Annotated in this window: 2 protein-coding genes; both read left to right on the forward strand. The window is 72.6% G+C overall.

The features are described from left to right. The first annotated feature begins 1 nt into the window (after position 1). On the forward strand, positions 2 to 11,572 hold the full coding sequence (locus tag ACFCLZ_RS28755; protein WP_380280639.1) for an SDR family NAD(P)-dependent oxidoreductase: 11,571 nt from the start codon (positions 2 to 4) through the stop codon (positions 11,570 to 11,572). After that, positions 11,569 to 23,253 (forward strand): SDR family NAD(P)-dependent oxidoreductase, encoded by an 11,685-nt coding sequence (locus ACFCLZ_RS28760; RefSeq protein WP_380286313.1) that lies wholly within the window; start codon positions 11,569 to 11,571, stop codon positions 23,251 to 23,253. The genes ACFCLZ_RS28755 and ACFCLZ_RS28760 overlap by 4 nt, the downstream gene beginning before the upstream one ends. Positions 23,254 to 23,330 lie beyond the last annotated feature (77 nt).

Raw genomic sequence — 23,330 nt, forward strand, 5'->3', positions numbered from 1 at the left:
CATGTCGTCGAACGAGGACAAGCTCCGCGACTATCTCAAGCGGGTCACTGCGGATCTCCATGTGACACGGCAACGTGTCCAGCAATTGGAGAACGAGAATCAGCAGCCGATCGCGATCGTGGGTATGGCCTGCCGATACCCCGGAGATGTTCGCTCACCCGAGGAATTGTGGGACGCGGTGATCGGTGAAACCGATGCCATTTCCGCGTTTCCGGAAAATCGCGGATGGGATCTCGACGCCCTCTACCACCCCGACCCGGACCAGCAGGGCACGGTGTACTCGCGCGGCAGCGGATTCCTGCACGACGCCGATCTGTTCGACGCCGACTTCTTCGGCATCAGCCCGCGTGAGTCGCTCGCGACCGATCCGCAGCAGCGCCTGCTCCTGGAGACCGCCTGGGAGGCGTTCGAGCGGGCCGGCATCGACCCCGCCACCGTGCGCGGCAGCCGCACCGGCGTTTTCGCGGGCGTCATGTACAACGACTACAGCTCCCGCATGACCCGTATGCCCGACGGCCTCGAAGGCTACGTCGTCAGTGGCAGCGCCGGCAGCGTCGCCTCCGGCCGGGTGGCCTACACGTTCGGGCTGGAGGGCCCCGCGGTCACGGTGGACACGGCGTGCTCGTCCTCGCTGGTCGCCCTGCACCTGGCGGCGCAGTCGCTGCGGCAGGGCGAGTGCAACCTCGCCGTCGTCGGCGGCGCCACCGTGATGGCCTCGCCCAATGCCCTCCTGGAGTTCAGCCGCCAGCGCGGCCTCGCACCCGACGGCCGCTGCAAGGCCTTCGGCGCCGGTGCCGACGGCACCGCGCTGAGCGAGGGCGTCGGCGTGCTGCTCGTCGAGCGGCTCTCGGACGCGCAGCGGCTCGGCCACCCGGTGCTGGCGGTGGTCCGCGGTTCGGCGGTGAACCAGGACGGCAAGAGCAGCCAGATGACGGCGCCGAACGGTCCGTCGCAGGAGCGGGTGATCCGCCAGGCGCTGGCGAGCGCCGGTCTGTCGGCGGCGGATGTGGACGTGGTCGAGGCGCACGGGACGGGGACGCGGTTGGGTGACCCGATCGAGGCGCAGGCGCTGCTGGCCACCTATGGGCAGGGGCGTGAGGCGGACCGGCCGTTGTGGTTGGGGTCGGTCAAGTCGAACATCGGGCACACGCAGGCGGCGGCGGGTGTCGCGGGTGTGATCAAGATGGTGATGGCGATGCGGCACGGTGTGCTGCCGCGCACGCTGCACGCGGACGAGGCGTCGCCGTATGTGGAGTGGGAGAGCGGTGCGGTCGAGCTGCTCAGCCAGGCACGGGTGTGGGAGGACGCGGGCCGTCCGCGTCGTGGCGCGGTGTCGTCGTTCGGTATCAGTGGGACGAATGCGCACGTGATCCTGGAGCAGGCGCCCGTGGCCGAGGTTGCTCCGACTGTCGACGCCCCGGCGGTGCCGGGTGTGGTGCCGTGGGTGCTGTCGGGTCGTGGTGCGCGGGCTGTGGAGGGGCAGGCGGCGCGGTTGCTGGCGGCCGTGGACGGGCTGCCGGCGTCGGACGTGGGTGCCTCGCTGGTGTCGTCGCGGGCGGTGTTCGAGGACCGTGCGGTGGTGCTGGGCGGGTCGGCCGCGCTGGCGGCGCTGGCCGGGGGCGCGGAGGCTCCGGGTGTGGTGCGGGGTCGTGCGGTGGCGGGTGGCCGTCTCGCGGTGCTCTTCACCGGGCAGGGATCGCAGCGCGCGCGCATGGGTGCGGAGCTGTACGAGACGCAGCCGGTGTTCCGGGCGGCGTTCGACGAGGCGAGCGCCGCGTTGGACGCCCACCTGCCCCGGCCGTTGAAGGACGTGCTGTTCGCCGATGACGCCGACCTGAACCAGACCCTCTACACGCAGGCGTCGCTGTTCGCCGTCGAGACCGCCCTGTTCCGTCTCGCGGAGGCGCATGGTGTGGTGCCGCAGGTCGTCGGCGGGCACTCGATCGGCGAGGTCACCGCCGCCCACGTCGCCGGGGTCCTGTCCCTGAGCGATGCGGCGCGTCTGGTGACCGCGCGGGGCCGGCTGATGCAGGCCGCGCGCAGTGACGGTGCGATGATCGCCGTGGAGGCGACGGAGGACGAGGTCCTGCCGCTCCTCAAGGACGCGGTGTCCATCGCCGCCGTCAACGGCCCCACCTCCATCGTCATCTCCGGTGACGCCACCCTCGCCGAGGAGATCGCCGCACACTTCCACGGCCTGGGCCGACGCACCCGCCGCCTGAGTGTCTCCCACGCCTTCCACTCCCCCCACATGGACAGCGTCCTGGAGGAGTTCACCCGGGAGATCGACGGGCTGACGTTCAACGCGCCCACGATCCCCGTGCTCTCCAACGTCACCGGAACCCTCGCCACCACCGAGGAGCTGACCTCACCCGCCTACTGGGCCGGGCACATCCGCGCGACCGTCCGCTTCCACCAGGGCATCCAGCACCTCCACACCGAACAGGGCATCACCGCCTACCTCGAACTCGGCCCCGACCCCGTCCTCACCGCCCTCACCCGCACCACCCTCACCGACACCGACGCGGTTGCCGTCGCCGCACTGCGCAAGGACAAGGCCGAGGACGAGACCTTCCTCACCGCCCTCGCCCACCTCTGGACCACCGGCACCCCGGTGGCGTGGCAGCAGACCCCCGCGCTGTCGGGCGGCCGTCTTGTCGATCTGCCGACGTATGCCTTCCAGCGCAGTCGCTACTGGCTCGACGCGCCTGCCCCGACCGGAGATGCGTCGGGGTTGGGGCAGAGCATCACCTCGCACGCTCTGCTCGCGGCCGCCGTCGACCTCGCGGGCGAGGGCGGCGCGGTGTTCACCGGACGCCTCTCCCACGCCGCGCAGCCCTGGCTCGCTGAACACGCCGTCCTGGGCAGCGTCCTCCTGCCGGGCACGGCGTTCGTCGACCTCGCCATCGCGGCCGGCGACCACCTCGGCGCCGGACACCTCGAAGACCTCACCCTCCACGCGCCGTTGACCATCTCCGAGGGCGAGGGTGTCCACCTCCAGGTGACGGTGAGCCCGGACGAGAACCAGGGCTTCTCGCTCACGGTGCATTCCCGTTCGGAGGACGGTGAGGGTGTCTGGGTTCTTCATGCGACCGGTCTTCTGACCTCGGAGACCGCCAACCCCGTTGCCATCGAGGGTGCCTGGCCTCCGGTCGGCGCGGAGCTTATAGACCTGGACGGCCTCTACGACGGGCTCGCCGGGCGCGGCTACGCCTACGGCCCGCTGTTCCAGGGCCTCCACACCGCCTGGCGCCAGGACGGCGATCTGTTCGCGGAGATCACCCTTCCGCAGGACGACACCGACACCAGCGGCTTCGGCCTCCACCCGGCGCTGCTGGACGCCGCCCTCCACACCCTCCTGGTGGAGCAGGCGGACAACCAGGTGGTTCTGCCTTTCGCCTGGAGCGGCGTCACCCTGCACGCCACCGGCGCGACCGCGCTGCGTGTGCGCTGGCAGGCGACGGGTGAGAACACCTACGCCCTCACCGCCACCGACCCCGCTGGCACCCCCGTGATCGGTGTCGAGGCGCTGACCGTCCGGGAGATCACCCCGGACCAGCTCGCGACCACGCCCAACGACCTCTACCAACTCACCTGGACCCCCACCGGCAAGAGCGTCGAGCCCGCCGCCGACCACCCGGTCGTCCTCGGCAGTGAGACGTTCGGTCTGGACGCGCCGGTTCACGCCGAGTTGGACACGGTGCCCGCGCACGCGCACGTCCTGCTCACCGTCGAGCCGTCCACCGTGACCGGCCCGGCGCACACCCACGAGGTGCTGACCCGGACCCTCGCCACCCTCCAGGCCTGGCTCGCCCACCCCGACCACACCGACGGACACCTGACCCTCGTCACCCGCCACGCGGTCACCACCCACCCCGCCGACCCCGCCCCCGACCTCACCGCCGCCGCCATCTGGGGCCTCGCCCGCACCGCCCAGACCGAACACCCCCACCGCATCACCCTCATCGACCTCGACCACCACCCCCTCACCACCGAGGCCCTGGGCAGCGGACACCCCCAAACCGCCCACCGCAACAACACCCCCCACACCCCCCACCTCACCCCCGCCACCAACGACGGCACCACCAGCACCGCCCTAAACCCGGACGACACCGTCCTGATCACCGGTGCCACCGGCACTCTCGGCGGCCTCTTCGCCCGTCACCTCGTCACCGCGTACGGGGCCAAGCACCTGCTCCTCGTCAGCCGTCGTGGCGGGGACGCCCCCGGCGCCGCCGACCTCGCGGCCGAACTCACCGCCCTCGGCGCCGACATCACCTTCGCCGCCTGCGACCTGGCCGACCACGACGCGACCGCCGCGCTCCTCGCCGCCGTCCCGGCCGACCACCCACTCACCGCCGTCATCCACACCGCCGGCGTCCTCGCCGACACACTGATCGAAGGACTCACGCCCGAGCGGCTGGCGGACGTCCTGCGCCCCAAGGTCGACGCCGCCTGGAACCTGCACGAGCTCACCGAGCACCTGGACCTCTCCGCCTTCGTCCTCTTCTCCTCCATCACCGGCATCATCGGCAACGCCGGCCAAGCCAACTACGCCGCCGCGAACGCCTACCTCGATGCGCTCGCGATCCGTCGCCGTGCTGACAACCTCGCGGCGACCTCCTTGGCTTGGGGCCTCTGGGGTGGGGCCGGCAGTGGCATGGCGGAGGAGTTGTCGCAGGCCGACCTTGCCCGCATCGCCCGTTCCGGTATTGCGCCGTTGACGGTGGAGCAGGGCCTGGGCCTCTTCGATGTCGCGGTGGCGGGTGGGCGCTCGTCGGTGGTGCCGGTGCGCCTCGACCTGAGCACGATCGACGAGGCCAGTGCTCTGGTTCTTCGTGGTCTGGCGCCGGTGCGCCGTCGTCGGGCGGTGGCCGGTGGTGGGTCTGCGGGTGGGGGTTCGTTCGCGGATCGGCTGGTGGGTCTGGGTGAGGCGGAGCGTCGTCATGTCGTGCTGGAGATGGTGCGGTCGGCGGTCGCGGGTGTCCTGGGGTACTCGGGGGCGGAGGCTGTCGATCCCGAGCGGGCGTTCAAGGAGTTGGGTTTCGACTCGTTGATGGCGGTGGATCTGCGGAACCGTCTTCAGGGGGTGACGGGTCTGCGGTTGCCGGCGACGCTGGTGTTCGACTACCCGTCCTCGTCCGTGCTGACGGGCTTCCTCCTGGCGGAGGCGGGTGGTTCGGTGCCCGTGGCCGAACGGGCGGCTGTGGTGCCGTCGCGGTCGGACGGGGCCGAGGACCCGGTGGTGATCGTCGGGATGGCCTGCCGGTTCCCCGGCGGCGTGGACTCGCCCGAGGGGCTGTGGAACCTGGTCTCCGAGGGTGTCGACGCGATCTCCGGCTTCCCGACCGACCGCGGCTGGGACCTGGAGAGGCTCTACAGCCCAGACCCGGACACTCCCGGAACCTCGTACACGCGTGGGGGCGGGTTCCTGTACGAGGGGGACCGGTTCGATCCGGAGTTCTTCGGGATGAGTCCGCGTGAGGCGGTGGCGACGGATCCGCAGCAGCGTCTGCTGTTGGAGACGGCGTGGGAGGCCTTCGAGCGGGCGGGGATCGACCCGGCGAGTCTGCGGGGTTCGGACACCGGCGTGTTCGCCGGCGTGATGTACAACGACTACGGCTCGCGCATGCAGCAGGCCTCGGAAGGCTTCGACGGGTTCTTCGCCACGGGCACCGCCGGGAGCGTCGCCTCCGGCCGCGTGGCCTACACGTTCGGGTTGGAGGGCCCGGCCGTCTCGGTGGACACGGCGTGCTCGTCCTCGCTGGTCGCGCTGCACCTGGCGGCCCAGGCCCTGCGCCAGGGCGAGTGCAGCATGGCGCTCGCCGGTGGTGTCGCGCTGATGTCGACGCCGACCACCTTTGTGGAGTTCAGCCACCAGCGCGGTCTGGCGCCCGACGGCCGCTGCAAGCCCTTCTCGGCGGACGCCGACGGCACCGCGTGGGGCGAGGGCGCCGGCCTGGTCCTGCTGGAGCGGCTGTCGGACGCGCGGCGCAACGGTCACCCGGTGCTGGCGGTGGTACGTGGCAGTGCGGTGAACCAGGACGGCGCGTCGAACGGTCTGACGGCGCCGAACGGTCCGTCGCAGGAGCGGGTGATCCGTCAGGCGCTCGCGAATGCCCGGCTCACCACGGCGGACGTGGACGTGGTCGAGGCGCACGGGACGGGTACGCGGTTGGGTGACCCGATCGAGGCGCAGGCGCTGCTGGCCACGTACGGGCAGGGACGTGACGCCGACCAGCCGCTCTGGCTGGGCTCGATCAAGTCGAACATCGGCCACACGCAGGCCGCCGCCGGCGTCGCGGGCATCATCAAGATGGTGATGGCGATGCGGCACGGGGTGCTGCCGCAGACCCTCCACGCCGACGAGGCGTCGCCGCACGTGGAGTGGGAGACGGGCAGCGTCGAACTGCTCAGCCAGGCCCGCGCGTGGCAGGATGCCGGGCGTCCGCGCCGCAGCGCCGTCTCCTCCTTCGGTCTGAGCGGAACCAACGCCCACGTGATCCTGGAGCAGCCGCTCGCGCCGCAGGACGACCGGACGGACGCGGCCGAGGCCGGGACCCCTGAGGTCTCGGGTGTGGTGCCGTGGGTGCTGTCGGGTCGTGGTGCCAAAGCCGTCGAGGGGCAGGCGGCGCGGTTGCTGGCGGCGGTGGACGGCCTGTCGCCGGCCGACATCGGTGTGTCGCTGGTGTCGTCGCGGGCGGTGTTCGAGGACCGTGCGGTGGTGTTGGGCGGGTCGGCCGCGTTGGCCGCGCTCGCGGAGGGTGTTGAGGCGCCGAATGTGGTGCGTGGTCGGGCTGTTGCGGGTGGGCGGACGGTGTTCGTGTTCCCGGGGCAGGGTTCGCAGTGGGTGGGTATGGCGGTGGAGTTGCTGGACTCCTCCGAGGTGTTCGCGGCGCGGATCGGGGAGTGCGGGCGGGCGCTGTCGCCGTTCGTGGACTGGTCGCTGGTCGATGTGCTGCGGGGGGTGGAGGGGTCGCCGTCGTTGGAGCGGGTGGATGTGGTCCAGCCGGTGTTGTGGGCGGTGATGGTGTCCCTGGCGGAGGTGTGGCGCTCGCTGGGCGTTGTGCCGGATGCCGTCGTGGGCCATTCGCAGGGGGAGATCGCGGCTGCCTGCGTGGCGGGTGGTCTGTCGCTGGCGGATGGTGCGCGGGTGGTGGCGTTGCGCTCGCGGGCGTTGACGCGGCTGGCCGGCACGGGCGGGATGGTGTCGGTTCCGCTGGGCGCGGAGGCGGTGCGTGAGCGCTTGGCCGGCGTGTCGGGTGTGAGCGTTGCGGCGGTCAACGGCGCCGCGTCGACCGTGGTCGCGGGCGAGGTGGGCGCGCTGGACGCGTTCTTCGCCGCCGCGGAGGCGGACGGGGTGCGGGTGCGCCGGATCCCGGTGGACTACGCCTCGCACTCGGCGCAGGTGGAGCTGATCGAGGACGAGCTCGCCGAGCTGCTGGCGCCGGTGGTGCCGCGTTCGGGCGAGGTGGCGTTCTACTCGACGGTGACCGGCGGGCGGATCGACACGGCGCTGCTGGACGCGGGCTACTGGTACCGCAACCTGCGGCAGACGGTCCGGTTCGAGGAGGTCACGCGGCTGTTGCTGGCGGACGGCTTCCGGCTGTTCGTCGAGTCGAGCGCGCATCCGGTGCTGGTGGTCGGCGTGCAGGAGAGTGTCGAAGCCTCGGGCGAGCGCGCGACGGTGGTCGGCACGCTGCGGCGTCAGGACGGCGGCTGGCCGCGCCTGACGGACTCCCTCGCCCAGGCCTGGGTGGCCGGAGCCCCGGTCACCTGGAACCAGATCCCCGCCCTCGCCGCAGGCCGCACCGTGGACCTGCCGACCTACGCCTTCCAGCGCGACCGCTACTGGCTGGAAGCGCCCGCCGTCACCGGCGACGCTTCGGGCCTTGGCCTGCGTGTGGCAAGTCACGAGCTGCTGGGTGCGACCGTCGACCTCGCGGGCGAGGGAGGCGCGGTGTTCACCGGACGCCTCTCCCGTACCGCGCAGCCCTGGCTCGCCGAACACGCCGTCCTGGGCAGCGTCCTCCTCCCCGGCACGGCGTTCGTCGACCTCGCCATCGCCGCCGGCGACCACCTCGGCGCCGGACACCTCGAAGACCTCACCCTCCACGCACCGCTGACCATCGCCGAGGGGGAGGGCGTCCACCTCCAGGTGACGGTGAGCCCGGACGACAACGAGGGCTTCGCACTCGCGGTCCACTCCCGCCCGGAGAACGCCGAGGGCATCTGGACCCGCCACGCCAGTGGCCGCCTGACCTCGGAGGCCGCCAACCCCGTTGCCATCGGGGGCGTTTGGCCCCCATCGGGCGCGAAGCGGATCGACCTGGACGGCCTCTACGACGGGCTCGCCGGGCGCGGCTACGAGTACGGCCCGCTGTTCCAGGGCCTCCACACCGCCTGGCGCCAGGACGGCGACCTGTTCGCGGAGATCGCGCTTCCGCAGGACGACACCGACACCAGTGGCTTCGGTCTCCACCCGGCGCTGCTGGACGCCGCCCTCCACACGCTGCTGGTCGAGCAGGCCGAGGACCGTGTGGTGCTGCCGTTCGCCTGGAGCGGTGTCACCCTGCACGCCACCGGCGCCACCGCCCTACGCGTCCACTGGCAGGCCACCGGCGACAACACCTACGCCCTCACCGCCACCGACCCCGCCGGCACCCCCGTCATCACCATCGACACGCTCACCGTCCGCGCGATCACCCCGGACCAACTCGCCACCACTCCCACCACCAACGACCTCTACCAGCTCACCTGGACCCCCGCCCCCGCATCCCGGACGGACACCACCGACCACCCGGTCGTCCTCGGCAGCGAGACGTTCGGCCTCGACGCACCCCTTCACACCGACCTCGACACCGTGCCCCCGCACGCCCACGTCGTCCTCACCGTCGAACCCTCCACCACCACCGACCCCGCCCACACCCACGAGGTGCTGACCCGCACCCTCACCACCCTCCAGACCTGGCTCACCCACCCCGACCACACCGACGGACACCTGACCCTCGTCACCCGCCACGCGGTCACGACCCACCCCGCCGACCCCGCCCCCGACCTCACCGCCGCCGCCATCTGGGGCCTCGCCCGCACCGCCCAGACCGAACACCCCCACCGCATCACCCTCATCGACCTCGACCACCACCCCCTCACCACCGACACCCTCAGCAGCGGACACCCCCAAACCGCCCACCGCGACAACACCCCCCACACCCCCCACCTCACCCCCGTCACCGACCAGGGAATCCTGGCCGTGCCCGAGGGGCCGGAGCCGTGGAGCCTCGACATGGAGGTCAGGGGTTCGCTCGACAGCATCTCGCTCAACTCCTTCCCGGAGGCGCTGAGTCCGCTGCGTCCGGGGCAGGTGCGGATCTCGGTGCGCGCGGCGGGCCTGAACTTCCGGGACGTCCTGGTCGCGCTGGGCATGGTGCCCGACGACGGCCGGGCGAAGGCCGGCGAGGTCGCGGGTGTGGTCACGGAGGTCGCGCCGGACGTCACCGGGTTCGCGCCGGGTGACCGGGTCATGGGCCTGCTGAGCACCGTGCTCGGGCCCGTCGCGGTGACCGACCACCGCTGGATCACGCACATGCCGACCGGCTGGTCGTTCGCGCAGGCCGCCGCCGCGCCGGTGGTCTACCTGACCGCGTACTACGGCCTGGTGGACCTGGCCGACGTCCAGCGCGGCGAGTCTCTGCTGCTGCACGCCGCGACCGGCGGCGTGGGCCTGGCGACGCTCGAACTGGCCCGCCACTGGGGGCTGGAGGTCTTCGCGACGGCGAGCCGGGGCAAGTGGGGGACGCTCCGCGAGGCGGGGATCCCCGACGACCACATCGCGTCCTCGCGCAGCCTGGACTTCGAGGAGGAGTTCCGTTCGGTCCTCGGCGACCGGGGGGTGGACGTCGTTCTCAACTCCCTTGCGCACGAGTACGTCGACGCCTCGCTGCGGCTCCAGCGCAGGGGCGGGCGCTTCCTGGAGATGGGCAAGGTCGACAAGCGCGACCCCGCGCGGATCGCCGAGCAGTACGACGGTGTGGCCTACCGGGTCTACGACCTGCTCGACGCCGGACCGGAGCGGGTGCAGCAGATGCTGCGCGAGCTGCGGGAGCTGTTCGAGAGCGGCGTCCTCCGGCCGCTGCCGGTGACCACGTGGGACGTCCGGCAGGCGCCCGACGCCATCCGGTACTTCAGCCAGGCCCGGCACATCGGCAAGCTGGTGCTCGTCCTCCCGCAGCCGGTGCCGCCCGAGGGGACGGTCCTGATCACCGGGGCGACCGGCGTGCTCGGCGGCCTGGTGGCCCGCCACCTGGTGACCGACCACGGTGTCCGGCGCCTGCTGCTGACCAGCCGGAGCGGCCTCGGGGCGCACGGGGCTGCCGAACTGGTCGCCGAACTGGAGGAGTTGGGGGCCGAGGTCGAGGTCGCGGCCTGTGACGTCGCGGACCGCGAGGCGGTTGCCGGGCTGCTGGCCGGTGTTCCCGTCGAGCACCCCCTCACCGCCGTCGTCCACACGGCGGGCGTCCTCGCGGACGGCGTCCTCGACGCCCTGACCCCGAAGGACCTGGAGACCGTGCTCCGGCCCAAGGTGGACGCGGCGTGGAACCTCCACGAGCTCACCAAGGAGCTGGATCTGTCGGCGTTCGTCCTGTTCTCCTCCGCGGCGGGCACGCTCGGGACGGCCGGGCAGGCCAACTACGCCGCCGCCAACGCCTACCTGGACGCGCTGGCCCGGCACCGCCGGACCCTCGGACTGCCGGCGCACTCGCTGGCCTGGGGCCTGTGGGCGCAGACGAGCAGCATGACGGCCCACATGGGCGAGGCCGACCTGGCCCGGATGAAGCGCACGGGCGTGCACGCCATCACCTCCGAGCAGGGCATGGCGCTGTTCGACGCGGCCCGGGGGTCGGTCGAGCCGGTCGTCGTCCCGATCCGGATCGACGTGGCGGCGATGCGCGCCACCACGGCACCGGAGGACGTCCCGGACGTCCTGCGGAGCCTGGTCCACACCACCGCCACCCGGCGCAGCGTCAGCACGGCCCGGGCCGCCGGCGCGACCGGCGTCCCGTTCAAGGACACCCTGGCCGGGCTGTCGGGCGAGGAGCAGCGCAAGACCGTGCTCGGCCTGGTCAGGGCGCAGGCCGCCGCCGTGCTCGGCCACACCGACGCCGGCCGGCTGGACGAGGAGCGGGCGTTCAAGGAGCTCGGCTTCGACTCACTGACCGCGGTGGAGCTCCGCAACCGCCTCGGATCGGCCACCGGTCTGAAGCTGTCCGCGACGCTGGTCTTCGACCACCCGACCCCCGGCGCGCTCGCCGACCACCTGCTGGACGCCCTCGCCCCCGAGGCGGCGGACCTCTCCCGGAGCGTGATCGCCCAGTTGGACGGGATCGACGCCGCCCTCGGCTCCATCGCAGGTGACGACGACGCCCAGACGAGGATCGTCACCAGGCTCCAGGCCCTGCTGTGGAAGTGGTCCGAGACCTCCGACGCGGACACCGCGGAGGACGACGACCTGGACTCGGCCACCGACGACGAGCTCTTCGATGCACTCGACAATGAGATCGGAAACTTCTGATGGCGACGAATGAAGAAAAGCTCCGCGACTATCTCAAGCGCGCCACCGCGGACCTGCGCCAGGCCAACCGGCGCCTCCGCGACCTGGAGGCGAAGGATCAGGAGCCGATCGCGATCGTCGGGATGAGCTGCCGCTACCCGGGGGACGTCGAGTCGCCCGAACAGCTGTGGCGGCTGGTGGCCGAGGGCGCCGACGCGATCTCCGACTTCCCCACCGACCGGGGCTGGGACCTGGAGAAGCTCTTCGACCCGGACCCGCAGACCCCCGGGACGTCGTACACCCGCAGGGGCGGTTTCCTGGAGCGGGCCGGTGACTTCGACGCCGAGTTCTTCGGCATCAGCCCGCGCGAGGCGGCGACCGCCGATCCGCAGCAGCGCCTGCTGCTGGAGACCTCGTGGGAGGTCTTCGAGCGGGCCGGCATCGACCCCGCCGCCGTTCGGGGCAGTGACACCGGCGTCTTCGTCGGCGTCATCGCCCAGGACTACGCGTCGCGGGCGGACGAGGTCCCGGACGAGTACGAGGGCTACCTGCTGACCGGCAGCACGACGAGCATCGCCTCCGGCCGCATCGCCTACACGTTCGGGCTGGAGGGCCCGGCGGTGACGGTGGACACGGCGTGCTCGTCCTCGCTGGTCGCCCTGCACCTGGCCGTGCAGGCGCTGCGCCGTGGCGAGTGCGGCATGGCCCTGGCCGGCGGCGTCACCGTGATGGCCGCGCCGACCCTGTTCACCGAGTTCAGCCGTCAGCGCGGCCTGTCGGTGGACGGCCGCTGCCGCTCCTTCTCGGCCGACGCCGACGGTACGGGGTTCGCCGAGGGCGTCGGTGTGCTGCTCGTCGAGCGGCTGTCGGACGCGCAGCGGCTGGGGCACCCGGTGCTGGCGGTGGTGCGCGGCAGTGCGGTGAACCAGGACGGTGCGTCGAACGGCCTGACCGCGCCGAACGGTCCGTCGCAGGAACGCGTCATCCGGCAGGCACTGGCGAACGCCCGTCTCACCACGGCGGACGTGGACGTGGTCGAGGCGCACGGGACCGGGACGCGGTTGGGTGACCCGATCGAGGCGCAGGCCCTGCTGGCCACCTACGGGCAGGACCGTCCGGCGGACCAGCCGCTCCGGCTCGGCTCGATCAAGTCGAACATCGGCCACACGCAGGCGGCGGCCGGCGTCGCGGGCATCATCAAGATGGTGATGGCGATGCGGCACGGTGTGCTGCCGCAGACCCTTCACGCCGACGAGGCCTCCCCGCACGTCGAGTGGGAGGCCGGGAGCGTCGAACTGCTCACCGAGGCCCAGGACTGGCACGACGCCGGGCGCCCGCGCCGGGCGGGTGTGTCGTCGTTCGGCGTGAGCGGGACGAACGCGCACGTGATCCTTGAGCAGGCGCCGGTTGTCGAGGAGGCTCCGGGCGCGGACGTTCTGCCGGTGCCGGGTGTGGTGCCGTGGGTGCTGTCGGGTCGTGGTGCGCGGGCTGTGGAGGGTCAGGCGGCGCGGTTGCTGACGGCTGTGGACGGCTTGTCTCCCGCTGATGTCGGTGTGTCGTTGGTGTCGTCGCGGGCGGTGTTCGAGGACCGTGCGGTGGTGCTGGGCGGGTCGGCCGCGCTCGCCGCGCTCGCCGCGCTCGCCGAGGGCGCGGAGGCTCCGGGTGTGGTGCGGGGCCGCGCTGTCGCGGGTGGCCGTCTTGCCGTGCTCTTCACCGGCCAGGGCTCGCAGCGTGCGCGCATGGGTGCGGAGCTGTACGAAACCCAGCCCGTCTTCCGGGCGGCGTTCGACGAGGCGAGCGCCGCGTTGGACGCTTTCCTGCCCCGGCCGTTGAAGGACGTGCTGTTCGCCGATGACGCCGACCTGAACCAGACCCTCTACACGCAGGCGGCGCTGTTCGCCGTCGAGACCGCCCTGTTCCGTCTCGCGGAGGCGCATGGCGTGGTGCCACACGTGGTCGGCGGGCACTCGATCGGCGAGGTCACGGCCGCCCACGTCGCCGGGGTGCTCTCGCTGAGCGATGCGGCGCGTCTGGTGACCGCGCGGGGCCGGCTGATGCAGGCCGCGCGTGCGGATGGCGCGATGATCGCCGTGGAGGCCACCGAGGACGAGGTCCTGCCGCTCCTCAAGGACGCGGTGTCCATCGCCGCCGTCAACGGCCCCACCTCCATCGTCATCTCCGGAGACGCCACCCTCGCCGAGGAGATCGCCGCACACTTCCACGGCCTGGGCCGACGCACCCGCCGCCTGAGTGTCTCCCACGCCTTCCACTCGCCCCACATGGACAGCGTCCTGGAGGAGTTCACCCAGGAGATCGCCGGGCTGACGTTCAACGCGCCCACGATCCCGGTGCTCTCCAACGTCACCGGAACCCTCGCCACCACCGAGCAACTGACGTCGCCCGCCTACTGGGCCGCACACATCCGCGGCACGGTCCGCTTCCACCAGGGCGTCCAGCACCTCCACGCCGACCAGGGCATCACCGCGTTCCTGGAACTGGGCCCCGACCCCGTCCTTACCGCACTGACCCGCACCACCCTCGCGGAGACCGACACGGTCGCGGTCGCGGCCCTGCGCAAGGACAAGGCCGAGGACGAGACCTTCCTCACCGCCCTCGCCCATCTCTGGACCACCGGCACCCCCATCACCTGGGAGAAGGTCTCAACTCTTGTCGGCGGCCGCACGGTTGAGCTGCCGACGTACGCCTTCCAGCGCGACCGCTACTGGCTGGAGGCACCCGCCGTCACCGGCGACGCCTCCGGCCTCGGCCTGCGTGTGGCCGGTCACGAGCTGCTGGGCGCGACCGTCGATCTCGCCGGTGACGGCGGCGCCGTCTTCACCGGACGTCTCTCCCTCACCGCGCAGCCCTGGCTCGCCGACCACACCGTCCTGGGCAGCGTCCTCCTGCCGGGCACGGCGTTCGTCGACCTCGCCATCGCGGCCGGCGACCACCTCGGCGCCGGACACCTCGAAGACCTCACCCTCCACGCACCGCTGACCGTCGGAGAGGGCGTCCACCTCCAGATCACCCTCACCCCCGACGACAACGACGGCTTCACGCTCGCGGTCCACTCCCGCGCCGAGAACGGCGAAGGCCTCTGGACCCGCCACGCCAGTGGCCGTCTGACCTCGGACGTCACCGAGCCCGCAGCGGCGCACGCTGTCTGGCCTCCGGCCGGTGCCGAGCGGATCGACCTGGACGGCCTCTACGACCGCCTCGCCGACCGCGGCTACGCCTACGGCCCGCTCTTCCAGGGCCTCCACACCGCCTGGCGCCAGGACGGCGACCTGTTCGCGGAGATCACCCTTCCGCAGGACGACACCGACACCGCTGCCTTCGGTCTTCACCCGGCCCTGCTCGACGCCGCCCTGCACACCCTCCTCTTCACCGAGGAGGACCCCGCCTCCGCGCAGGGCGGAGCCAAGCCGCCCGTCCTGCTGCCGTTCGCGTGGAGCGGTGTCACCCTGCACGCGACCGGCGCCACCGCCCTGCGCGTCCACTGGCAGGCCACCGGCGAGAACACCTACGCCCTCACCGCCACCGACCCCGCCGGCACCCCCGTCGTCACCATCGACGCCCTGACCCTCCTGCCCACGACCACCGCCCACCTCACCACCCCCACCACCAACGACCTCTACCAGCTCACCTGGACCCCGGTCCCCGCATCCCGGGCGGACACCACCGACCACCCGGTCGTCCTTGGCAGCGAGACATTCGGCCTCGACGCACCCCTTCACACTGACCTCGACACCGTGCCCCCGCACGCCCACGTTGTCCTCACCATCGAACCCTCCACCACCACCGACCCTGCCCACACCCACGAGGTGCTGACCCGCACCCTTGCCACCCTCCAGGCCTGGCTCGCCCACCCCGACCACACCGACGGACACCTGACCCTCGTCACCCGCCACGCCGTCACCACCCACCCCACCGACCCGGCACCGGACCTCACCGGCGCCGCCGTCTGGGGCCTCGCCCGCACCGCCCAGACCGAACACCCCCAGCGAATCTCACTCCTCGACCTGGACCACCACCCCCTCACCACCGACACCCTCAGCAGCGGACACCCCCAGACCGCCCACCGCGACAACACCCCCCACACCCCCCACCTCACCCCCGTCACCAGCGACACCGCCTTCCTGGCGCCGCCGCAGGACACCCCGGTGTGGCGCATCGACGTCGCGAGCGCGGGGACGCTGGACGGCCTGGCCCTCGTCGCGAACCCGGAGGCCGCCCAGCCGTTGGAGGCCGGACAGATCAGGCTGTCCGTGCGCGCGGCGGGGCTCAACTTCCGTGATGTGTTGATCGCGCTGGGGATGTACCCGGGCGAGGCGCGGATCGGCAGCGAGGGCGCCGGCGTGGTGCTGGAGGTCGCGCCCGACGTGACCGACCTGAAGCCGGGTGACCGTGTCATGGGCCTGCTCTCGGGCGGCGTGGGACCGGTCTCGGTGACGGACCGCCTGCTGGTGACGCCGATCCCGGAGGGCTGGTCGTACGCCCAGGCGACGGCGACCCCGATCGTGTTCCTGACGGCGTACTACGCGCTGCGCGACCTGGCCGCGGCCGAGGCGGGGGAGACCCTGCTGGTGCACGCCGCCGCCGGTGGTGTCGGCATGGCCGCCGTGCAGCTGGCGCGGCACCTCGGGGTCGAGGTGTTCGGCACGGCGAGCCTCGGCAAGTGGGACACGCTGCGGTCACTGGGCTTCTCCGATGACCGGCTGGCCGACTCCCGCACGCTGGAGTTCGAGGAGCGCATCCTCGCTGCCACCGACGGTCGCGGCGTCGACATCGTCCTGGACTCCCTGGCCCGGGAGTTCGTCGACGCCTCGCTGCGGCTGCTGCCGCGCGGCGGGCGGTTCCTGGAGATGGGCAAGACCGACATCCGGGATCCGGAGGTCGTCGCGGCCGACCACACGGGCGTCGCCTATCAGGCCTTCGACCTGATGGAGGCCGGGAACGCGCGCATCCAGCAGATGCTGCGCGAACTGGTGGCGCTGTTCGAGAGCGGCGCGCTGCGTCCGCTTCCCGTCACCGAGTGGGACGTCCGCCGCTCGCCGGAGGCCTTCCGCTTCCTCGGACAGGCCCGCCACGTCGGCAAGGTCGTCCTCACCGTGCCGGCCGCCCTCGACCCGGACGGCACCGTCCTGATCACCGGTGCCACCGGCACGCTCGGCGGTCTCTTCGCCCGTCACCTCGTCACCGCGTACGGGGCCAAGCACCTGCTGCTGGTCAGCCGCCGTGGAGCCGACGCCCTCGGCGCCGCCGACCTCGCGGCCGAACTCACCGCCCTGGGCGCCGACATCACCTTCGCCGCCTGCGACCTGGCCGACCACGACGCGACGGCCGACCTGCTGGCCGCCGTCCCGGCCGACCACCCACTCACCGCCGTCATCCACACCGCCGGCGTCCTCGCCGACACGTTGATCGAAGGGCTCACGCCCGAGCGGCTGGCAGACGTCCTGCGGCCCAAGGTCGACGCCGCCTGGAACCTGCACGAACTCACCGAGCACCTGGACCTGTCCGCGTTCGTCGTCTTCTCCTCGATCGCGGGTGTGCTGGGCAACGCCGGCCAGGCGAACTACGCCGCCGCGAACGCCTACCTCGACGCCCTCGCCGACCACCGCCGTGCTCACCACCTCCCCGCCACCTCCCTCGCCTGGGGCCTCTGGGGCGGCGACAGCAGCGGTATGGCCGACGAACTGTCCCAGGCCGACCTCGCCCGCATCGCCCGCTCCGGCATCACGCCGCTGACGGTGGAGCAGGGTTTGGGCCTCTTCGATGTCGCGGTGGCGGGCGGGCGCTCGTCGGTGGTGCCGGTTCGCCTCGACCTGAGCACGATCGACGAGGCCAGTGCTCTGGTTCTTCGTGGTCTGGCGCCGGTGCGTCGTCGTCGGGCGGTGGCTGGTGGTGGATCCTCGGGTGGGGGTTCGTTCGCGGATCGGCTGGTGGGTCTGGGTGAGGCGGAGCGTCGTCATGTCGTGCTGGAGACGGTGCGGTCGGCGGTCGCGGGTGTGCTGGGGTACTCGGGGGCGGAGGCTGTTGATCCGGAGCGGGCGTTCAAGGAGCTGGGTTTCGACTCGTTGATGGCGGTGGATCTGCGGAACCGTCTTCAGGGGGTGACGGGTCTGCGGTTGCCGGCGACGCTGGTGTTCGACTACCCGTCGTCCTCGCTGCTGGCGGGCTTCCTGCTGACGGAGGCGTCCGGTGTCGAGCGGTCGGGTGCGGTCGTGGCGGCGGTGCCGTCCCGTTCGGACGGGGCCGAGGACCCGGTGGTGATCGTCGGGATGGCCTGCCGGTTCCCGGGCGGCGTGGACTCGCCCGAGGGGCTGTGGAACCTGGTCTCCGAAGGTGTCGACGCGATCTCCGGCTTCCCGACCGACCGTGGCTGGGACCTGGAGAAGCTGTACAACCCGGATCCCACCCACGCGGGGACGTCGTACACACGTGAGGGCGGTTTCCTCTACGAGGCGGACCGGTTCGATCCGGAGTTCTTCGGGATGAGTCCGCGTGAGGCGGTGGCGACCGACCCGCAGCAGCGTCTGCTGCTGGAGACGGCGTGGGAGGCCTTCGAGCGGGCGGGGATCGACCCGGCGAGTCTGCGGGGTTCGGACACCGGCGTGTTCGCCGGCGTGATCTCCGGGGACTACGCCTCCCGGCTGGGCCGGATCCCGGGCGAGTTCGAGGGCTACCTGTCCACCGGTACGACCACCAGCGTGGCGTCCGGCCGTATCGCCTACACCTTCGGGCTCGAAGGCCCGGCGGTGACGGTGGACACGGCGTGCTCGTCCTCGCTGGTCGCCCTGCACCTGGCGGCGCAGTCGCTGCGCCAGGGCGAGTGCGACCTCGCCGTCGTCGGTGGCGCCACCATCAACTCCGGTCCGACCAGCTTCATCGAGTTCAGCCGTCAGCGTGCGCTCTCCACGGACGGCCGCTGCAAGGCCTTCTCGGCCTCGGCGGACGGGACGGGTTGGGGCGAGGGCGTCGGCATCGTGCTCGTCGAGCGGCTGTCGGACGCGCGGCGCAACGGTCACCCGGTGCTCGCGGTGGTCCGTGGCAGTGCGGTGAACCAGGACGGCGCGTCCAACGGCCTGGCCGCGCCGAACGGTCCGTCGCAGGAGCGGGTGATCCGTCAGGCGCTCGCGAACGCCGGCCTCACCACGTCCGACGTGGACGTGGTCGAGGCGCACGGAACCGGTACCCGCCTGGGTGACCCGATCGAGGCGCAGGCGCTCCTCGCCACCTACGGCCAGGGACACGAGACGGACCAGCCGCTGTGGCTGGGCTCGATCAAGTCGAACATCGGCCACACACTGGCCGCCGCCGGTGTCGCGGGCATCATCAAGATGGTGATGGCCATGCGCAACGGCGTCATGCCCCGCACCCTGCACGTCACGGAGCCCAGCCCGCACGTGGAGTGGGACTCGGGCGCGGTCGAACTGCTCACGGACACGCGTGAGTGGGACGACGCCGGGCGTCCGCGCCGAAGTGCCGTCTCGTCGTTCGGTATCAGTGGGACGAACGCGCACGTGATCCTGGAGCAGGCCCCCGTGGCCGAGGAGGCTCCGACCGTCGACGCCCCGGCCGTGCCGGGTGTGGTGCCGTGGGTGTTGTCGGGTCGTGGCGCGCGGGCCCTGGAGGGTCAGGCGGCGCGGTTGCTGACGGTCGTGGACGGCCTGTCTCCCGTCGACATCGGTGTGTCGTTGGTGTCGTCGCGGGCGGTGTTCGAGGACCGTGCGGTGGTGTTGGGCGGGTCGGCCGCGTTGGCCGCGCTCGCGGAGGGTGTTGAGGCGCCGAATGTGGTGCGTGGTCGGGCTGTTGCGGGTGGGCGGACGGTGTTCGTGTTCCCGGGGCAGGGTTCGCAGTGGGTGGGCATGGCGGTGGAGTTGTTGGACTCCTCCGAGGTGTTCGCGGCGCGGATCGGCGAGTGCGGGCGGGCGTTGTCGGAGTTCGTGGACTGGTCGCTGGTCGATGTGCTGCGGGGTGTGGAAGGCACGCCGTCGTTGGAGCGGGTGGATGTGGTCCAGCCGGTGTTGTGGGCGGTGATGGTGTCCCTGGCGGAGGTGTGGCGCTCGCTGGGCGTTGTGCCGGATGCCGTCGTGGGGCACTCGCAGGGGGAGATCGCGGCTGCCTGCGTGGCGGGTGGTCTGTCGCTGGCGGATGGTGCGCGGGTGGTGGCGTTGCGCTCGCGGGCGTTGACGCGGCTGGCCGGGACGGGCGGGATGGTGTCGGTTCCGCTGGGCGCGGAGTTGGTGCGCGAGCGCTTGGCCGGCGTGTCGGGTGTGAGTGTCGCGGCGGTCAACGGCGCCGCGTCGACCGTGGTCGCGGGCGAGGTGGGCGCACTGGACGCGTTCTTCGCCGCCGCGGAGGCGGACGGGGTGCGGGTACGCCGGATCCCGGTGGACTACGCCTCGCACTCGGCGCAGGTGGAGCTGATCGAGGACGAGCTCGCCGAGCTGCTGGCGCCGGTGGCGCCGCGCTCGGGCGAGGTGGCGTTCTACTCGACGGTGACCGGCGGGCGGATCGACACCGCGCTGCTGGACGCCGGCTACTGGTACCGCAACCTGCGCCAGACGGTGCGTTTCGAGGAGGTCACGCGGCTGCTGCTGGCGGACGGCTTCCGGCTGTTCGTCGAGTCGAGCGCGCATCCGGTGCTGGTGGTCGGCGTGCAGGAGAGTGTCGAAGCCTCGGGCGAGCGCGCGACGGTGATCGGGACGCTGCGGCGTCAGGACGGCGGCTGGCCGCGCCTGACGGACTCCCTCGCCCAGGCCTGGGTGGCCGGAGCCCCGGTCACCTGGAACCAAATCCCCGCCCTCGCCGCAGGCCGCACCGTCGACCTGCCGACCTACGCCTTCCAGCGCGAGCGCTACTGGCTGGAGGCACCGGCTCTCGTGGGTGACGCGTCGGGGTTGGGGCAGAGCATCACCTCGCACGCTCTGCTCGCGGCCGCCGTCGACCTCGCGGGCGAGGGAGGCGCGGTGTTCACCGGACGCCTCTCCCACGCCGCGCAGCCCTGGCTCGCCGAACACGCCGTCCTGGGCAGCGTCCTCCTCCCGGGCACCGCGTTCGTCGACCTCGCCATCGCGGCCGGCGACCACCTCGGCGCCGGACACCTCGAAGACCTCACCCTCCACGCACCCCTCACCATCCCCGACGGCGAAAGCGTCCACCTCCAGATCACCCTCACCCCCGACGACAACGACGGCTACGCCCTGACCGTGCACTCCCGCCCGGAGAACGGCGAAGGTGCCTGGACCCGCCACGCCGGCGGCCGACTGACCCCGGACGTCACCGAGCCCGCAGCGGCGCACGCCGTCTGGCCGCCCTCGGGCGCCGAGCGGATCGACCTCGACGGCTTCTACGACGGGCTCGCCGGGCGCGGCTACGAGTACGGCCCGCTGTTCCAGGGCCTCCACACCGCCTGGCGCCAGGACAACGACCTGTTCGCGGAGATCGCGCTTCCGCAGGACAGCACCGACACCGGCGGCTTCGGCCTCCACCCCGCCCTGCTCGACGCCGCCCTGCACACCCTCCTGGTGGGACAGACGGACAACCAGGTCGTGCTCCCCTTCGCCTGGAGCGGCGTCACCCTGCACACCAGCGGTGTGACCACCCTGCGCGCGCACTGGCGGTCCACGGGCGACACCACCTACGCCCTCACCGCCACCGACCCCGCCGGCACCCCCGTCATCAGCGTCGACACGCTCACCGTCCGCGCGATCACCCCGGACCAGCTCGCCGCCCTGAACCCGGGCGCCCGTCCGCTGTACGCGGTGGACTGGGTGCCCGCCCGGGCCGACGGGAACGCGGTGTCCGGCCTCCGGGCGGTCCTGGGGGAGGACCCCCTCGCCCTCGGCGAGGCGCTGGGCGCGGTCCCGTCGTTCGCGAGCCTCGCCGAGCTGCGGGCGGCCCTGGCGTCCGGTGCCCCGGCCCCGGACACGGTGTTCCTCACCCGGATGTCGGAGAAGCAGGAGTCCGGCTTCGACGGCGCCCGAGCGGCGACGTACGAGCTGCTGGCCCTGGTGCAGGAGTGGCTGGGGGACCGGTCGCTGACCGGCTCGCGGCTGGTCGTGGTGACGCGCCGGGCGGTCGCCGCCGGGGCGACGGAGGACGTGCCGGACCTCGCGCACGCGCCGCTGTGGGGCATGCTGCGGTCGGTGCAGTCCGAGCACCCGGACCGGATCGTGCTGCTCGACGTGGACGGCTGCCCGGCGAGCCGGGAGGCCGTCCCGGCGGCCCTGGCGACCGGGGAGGCGCAGCTCGCGCTGCGGGAGGGTCGGGCGTACGTGCCGAGGCTGGCGGCCGTGGTGCCGCAGCCGGGCGCGCCGGCGGTTCCCGCGGGTGCCGGGCTCGATCCCGAGGGCACCGTGCTGGTGACGGGCGCGACCGGGACGCTGGGCGCCCTGGTCGCCCGGCACCTGGTGCAGCGGCACGGCGTCGGGCGGCTGCTGCTGGTCAGCCGGAGCGGGCGGACGGCCGAGGGTGCCGAGGGGCTGCTGGCGGAGCTGACCGCCCTGGGCGCCTCGGTGGAGCTGGTCGCGGGCGACGTCGCCGACCGCGGCGTGCTGGCCGGGATCCTGGCGTCGGTGCCGGCCGAGCACCCGCTGACCGCCGTGGTGCACGCGGCGGGTGTGCTGGACGACGGGGTGTTCGACGCGCTCACCCCGGAGCGGTTCGAGACCGTGTGGGGCCCGAAGGCCGATGCGGCGCAGCACCTGCACGAGCTGACGGACGGCCTGGACCTCGCCGCCTTCGTGCTGTTCTCCTCCTTCGCGGGGGTGAGCGGCAGCGCCGGGCAGGCGAACTACGCGGCGGCCAACGCGTTCCTCGACGCGCTGGCCCAGCACCGCCGGGCCCGCGGGCTGGCCGCGACCTCCGTGGCCTGGGGCCTGTGGGCGCAGGACAGCGGGATGACGGGTCACCTGGACGCCGCGAACCTGGCCCGGGTGGAGCGCGGCGGGCTGCTGCCGCTCTCGGCCGAGCTGGGCCTGGAGCTGTTCGACCGGTCGCTCGACCGGTCGGTGGCGGGGGAGTGGCCGTCGGTGGTGGCGGTGGAGCTGAGCCTGCCGGCCCTGCACGCCCGGGCGGCCGGGGGCTCGCTGCCCGCGCTGCTGAGCGGGCTGGTGCGGGTGCGCCGCCGGGGTGCGGCGCAGTCCGGGGCCGTGGGGCTCGCGGGCCTGGCGGAGCTGGACGCGGCGGGGCAGACGGCGCTGGTGCTGGACCTGGTGCGGGGGCTGGTGGCCGCCGTGCTGGGGCACGCGGAGGCGGACGGCGTCGACGCGGACCGGGCGTTCAAGGAGCTCGGCTTCGACTCGCTCACGGCGGTCGAGTTGCGCAACCGGTTGAACGCGGCCACCGGTCTGCGGCTGCCGGCGACCCTGGTGTTCGACTACCCGACCCCGGTGGCGCTCGCCGCGTTCGTCCGGGACTCGATCGCCCCGGATCCGGCGGATCCGGCCGAGCTGGCGGTGTCGGTGGCGATGGCGGAGCTGGAGCGGCTGGAGGCGAGCCTGGCGGCGGTGCCGTCGGAGCCGGGGCTGCGCGGGGCGATTACAGCGCGGCTTCAGAACGTCCTGCTGAAGTGGAACGAGGCACCGGGTCGGAGCGCGCCCGAGGGGAACGAGGCCGACGACCGGCTCCGGGACGCCTCGACCGACGAGATCTTCGCCTTCATCGACACCCAGCTCGGACGGTCCGGCAGCTGATCGGACCGCACGCGGGCCCGCCGCGAGCGGGCCCGTCGGAGCGGACCGCCGTTGGACGCGGATCCGTTGGACGCAGA

This window comes from Kitasatospora purpeofusca (genome assembly GCF_042691725.1).
Lineage (GTDB): Bacteria > Actinomycetota > Actinomycetes > Streptomycetales > Streptomycetaceae > Kitasatospora > Kitasatospora purpeofusca_B.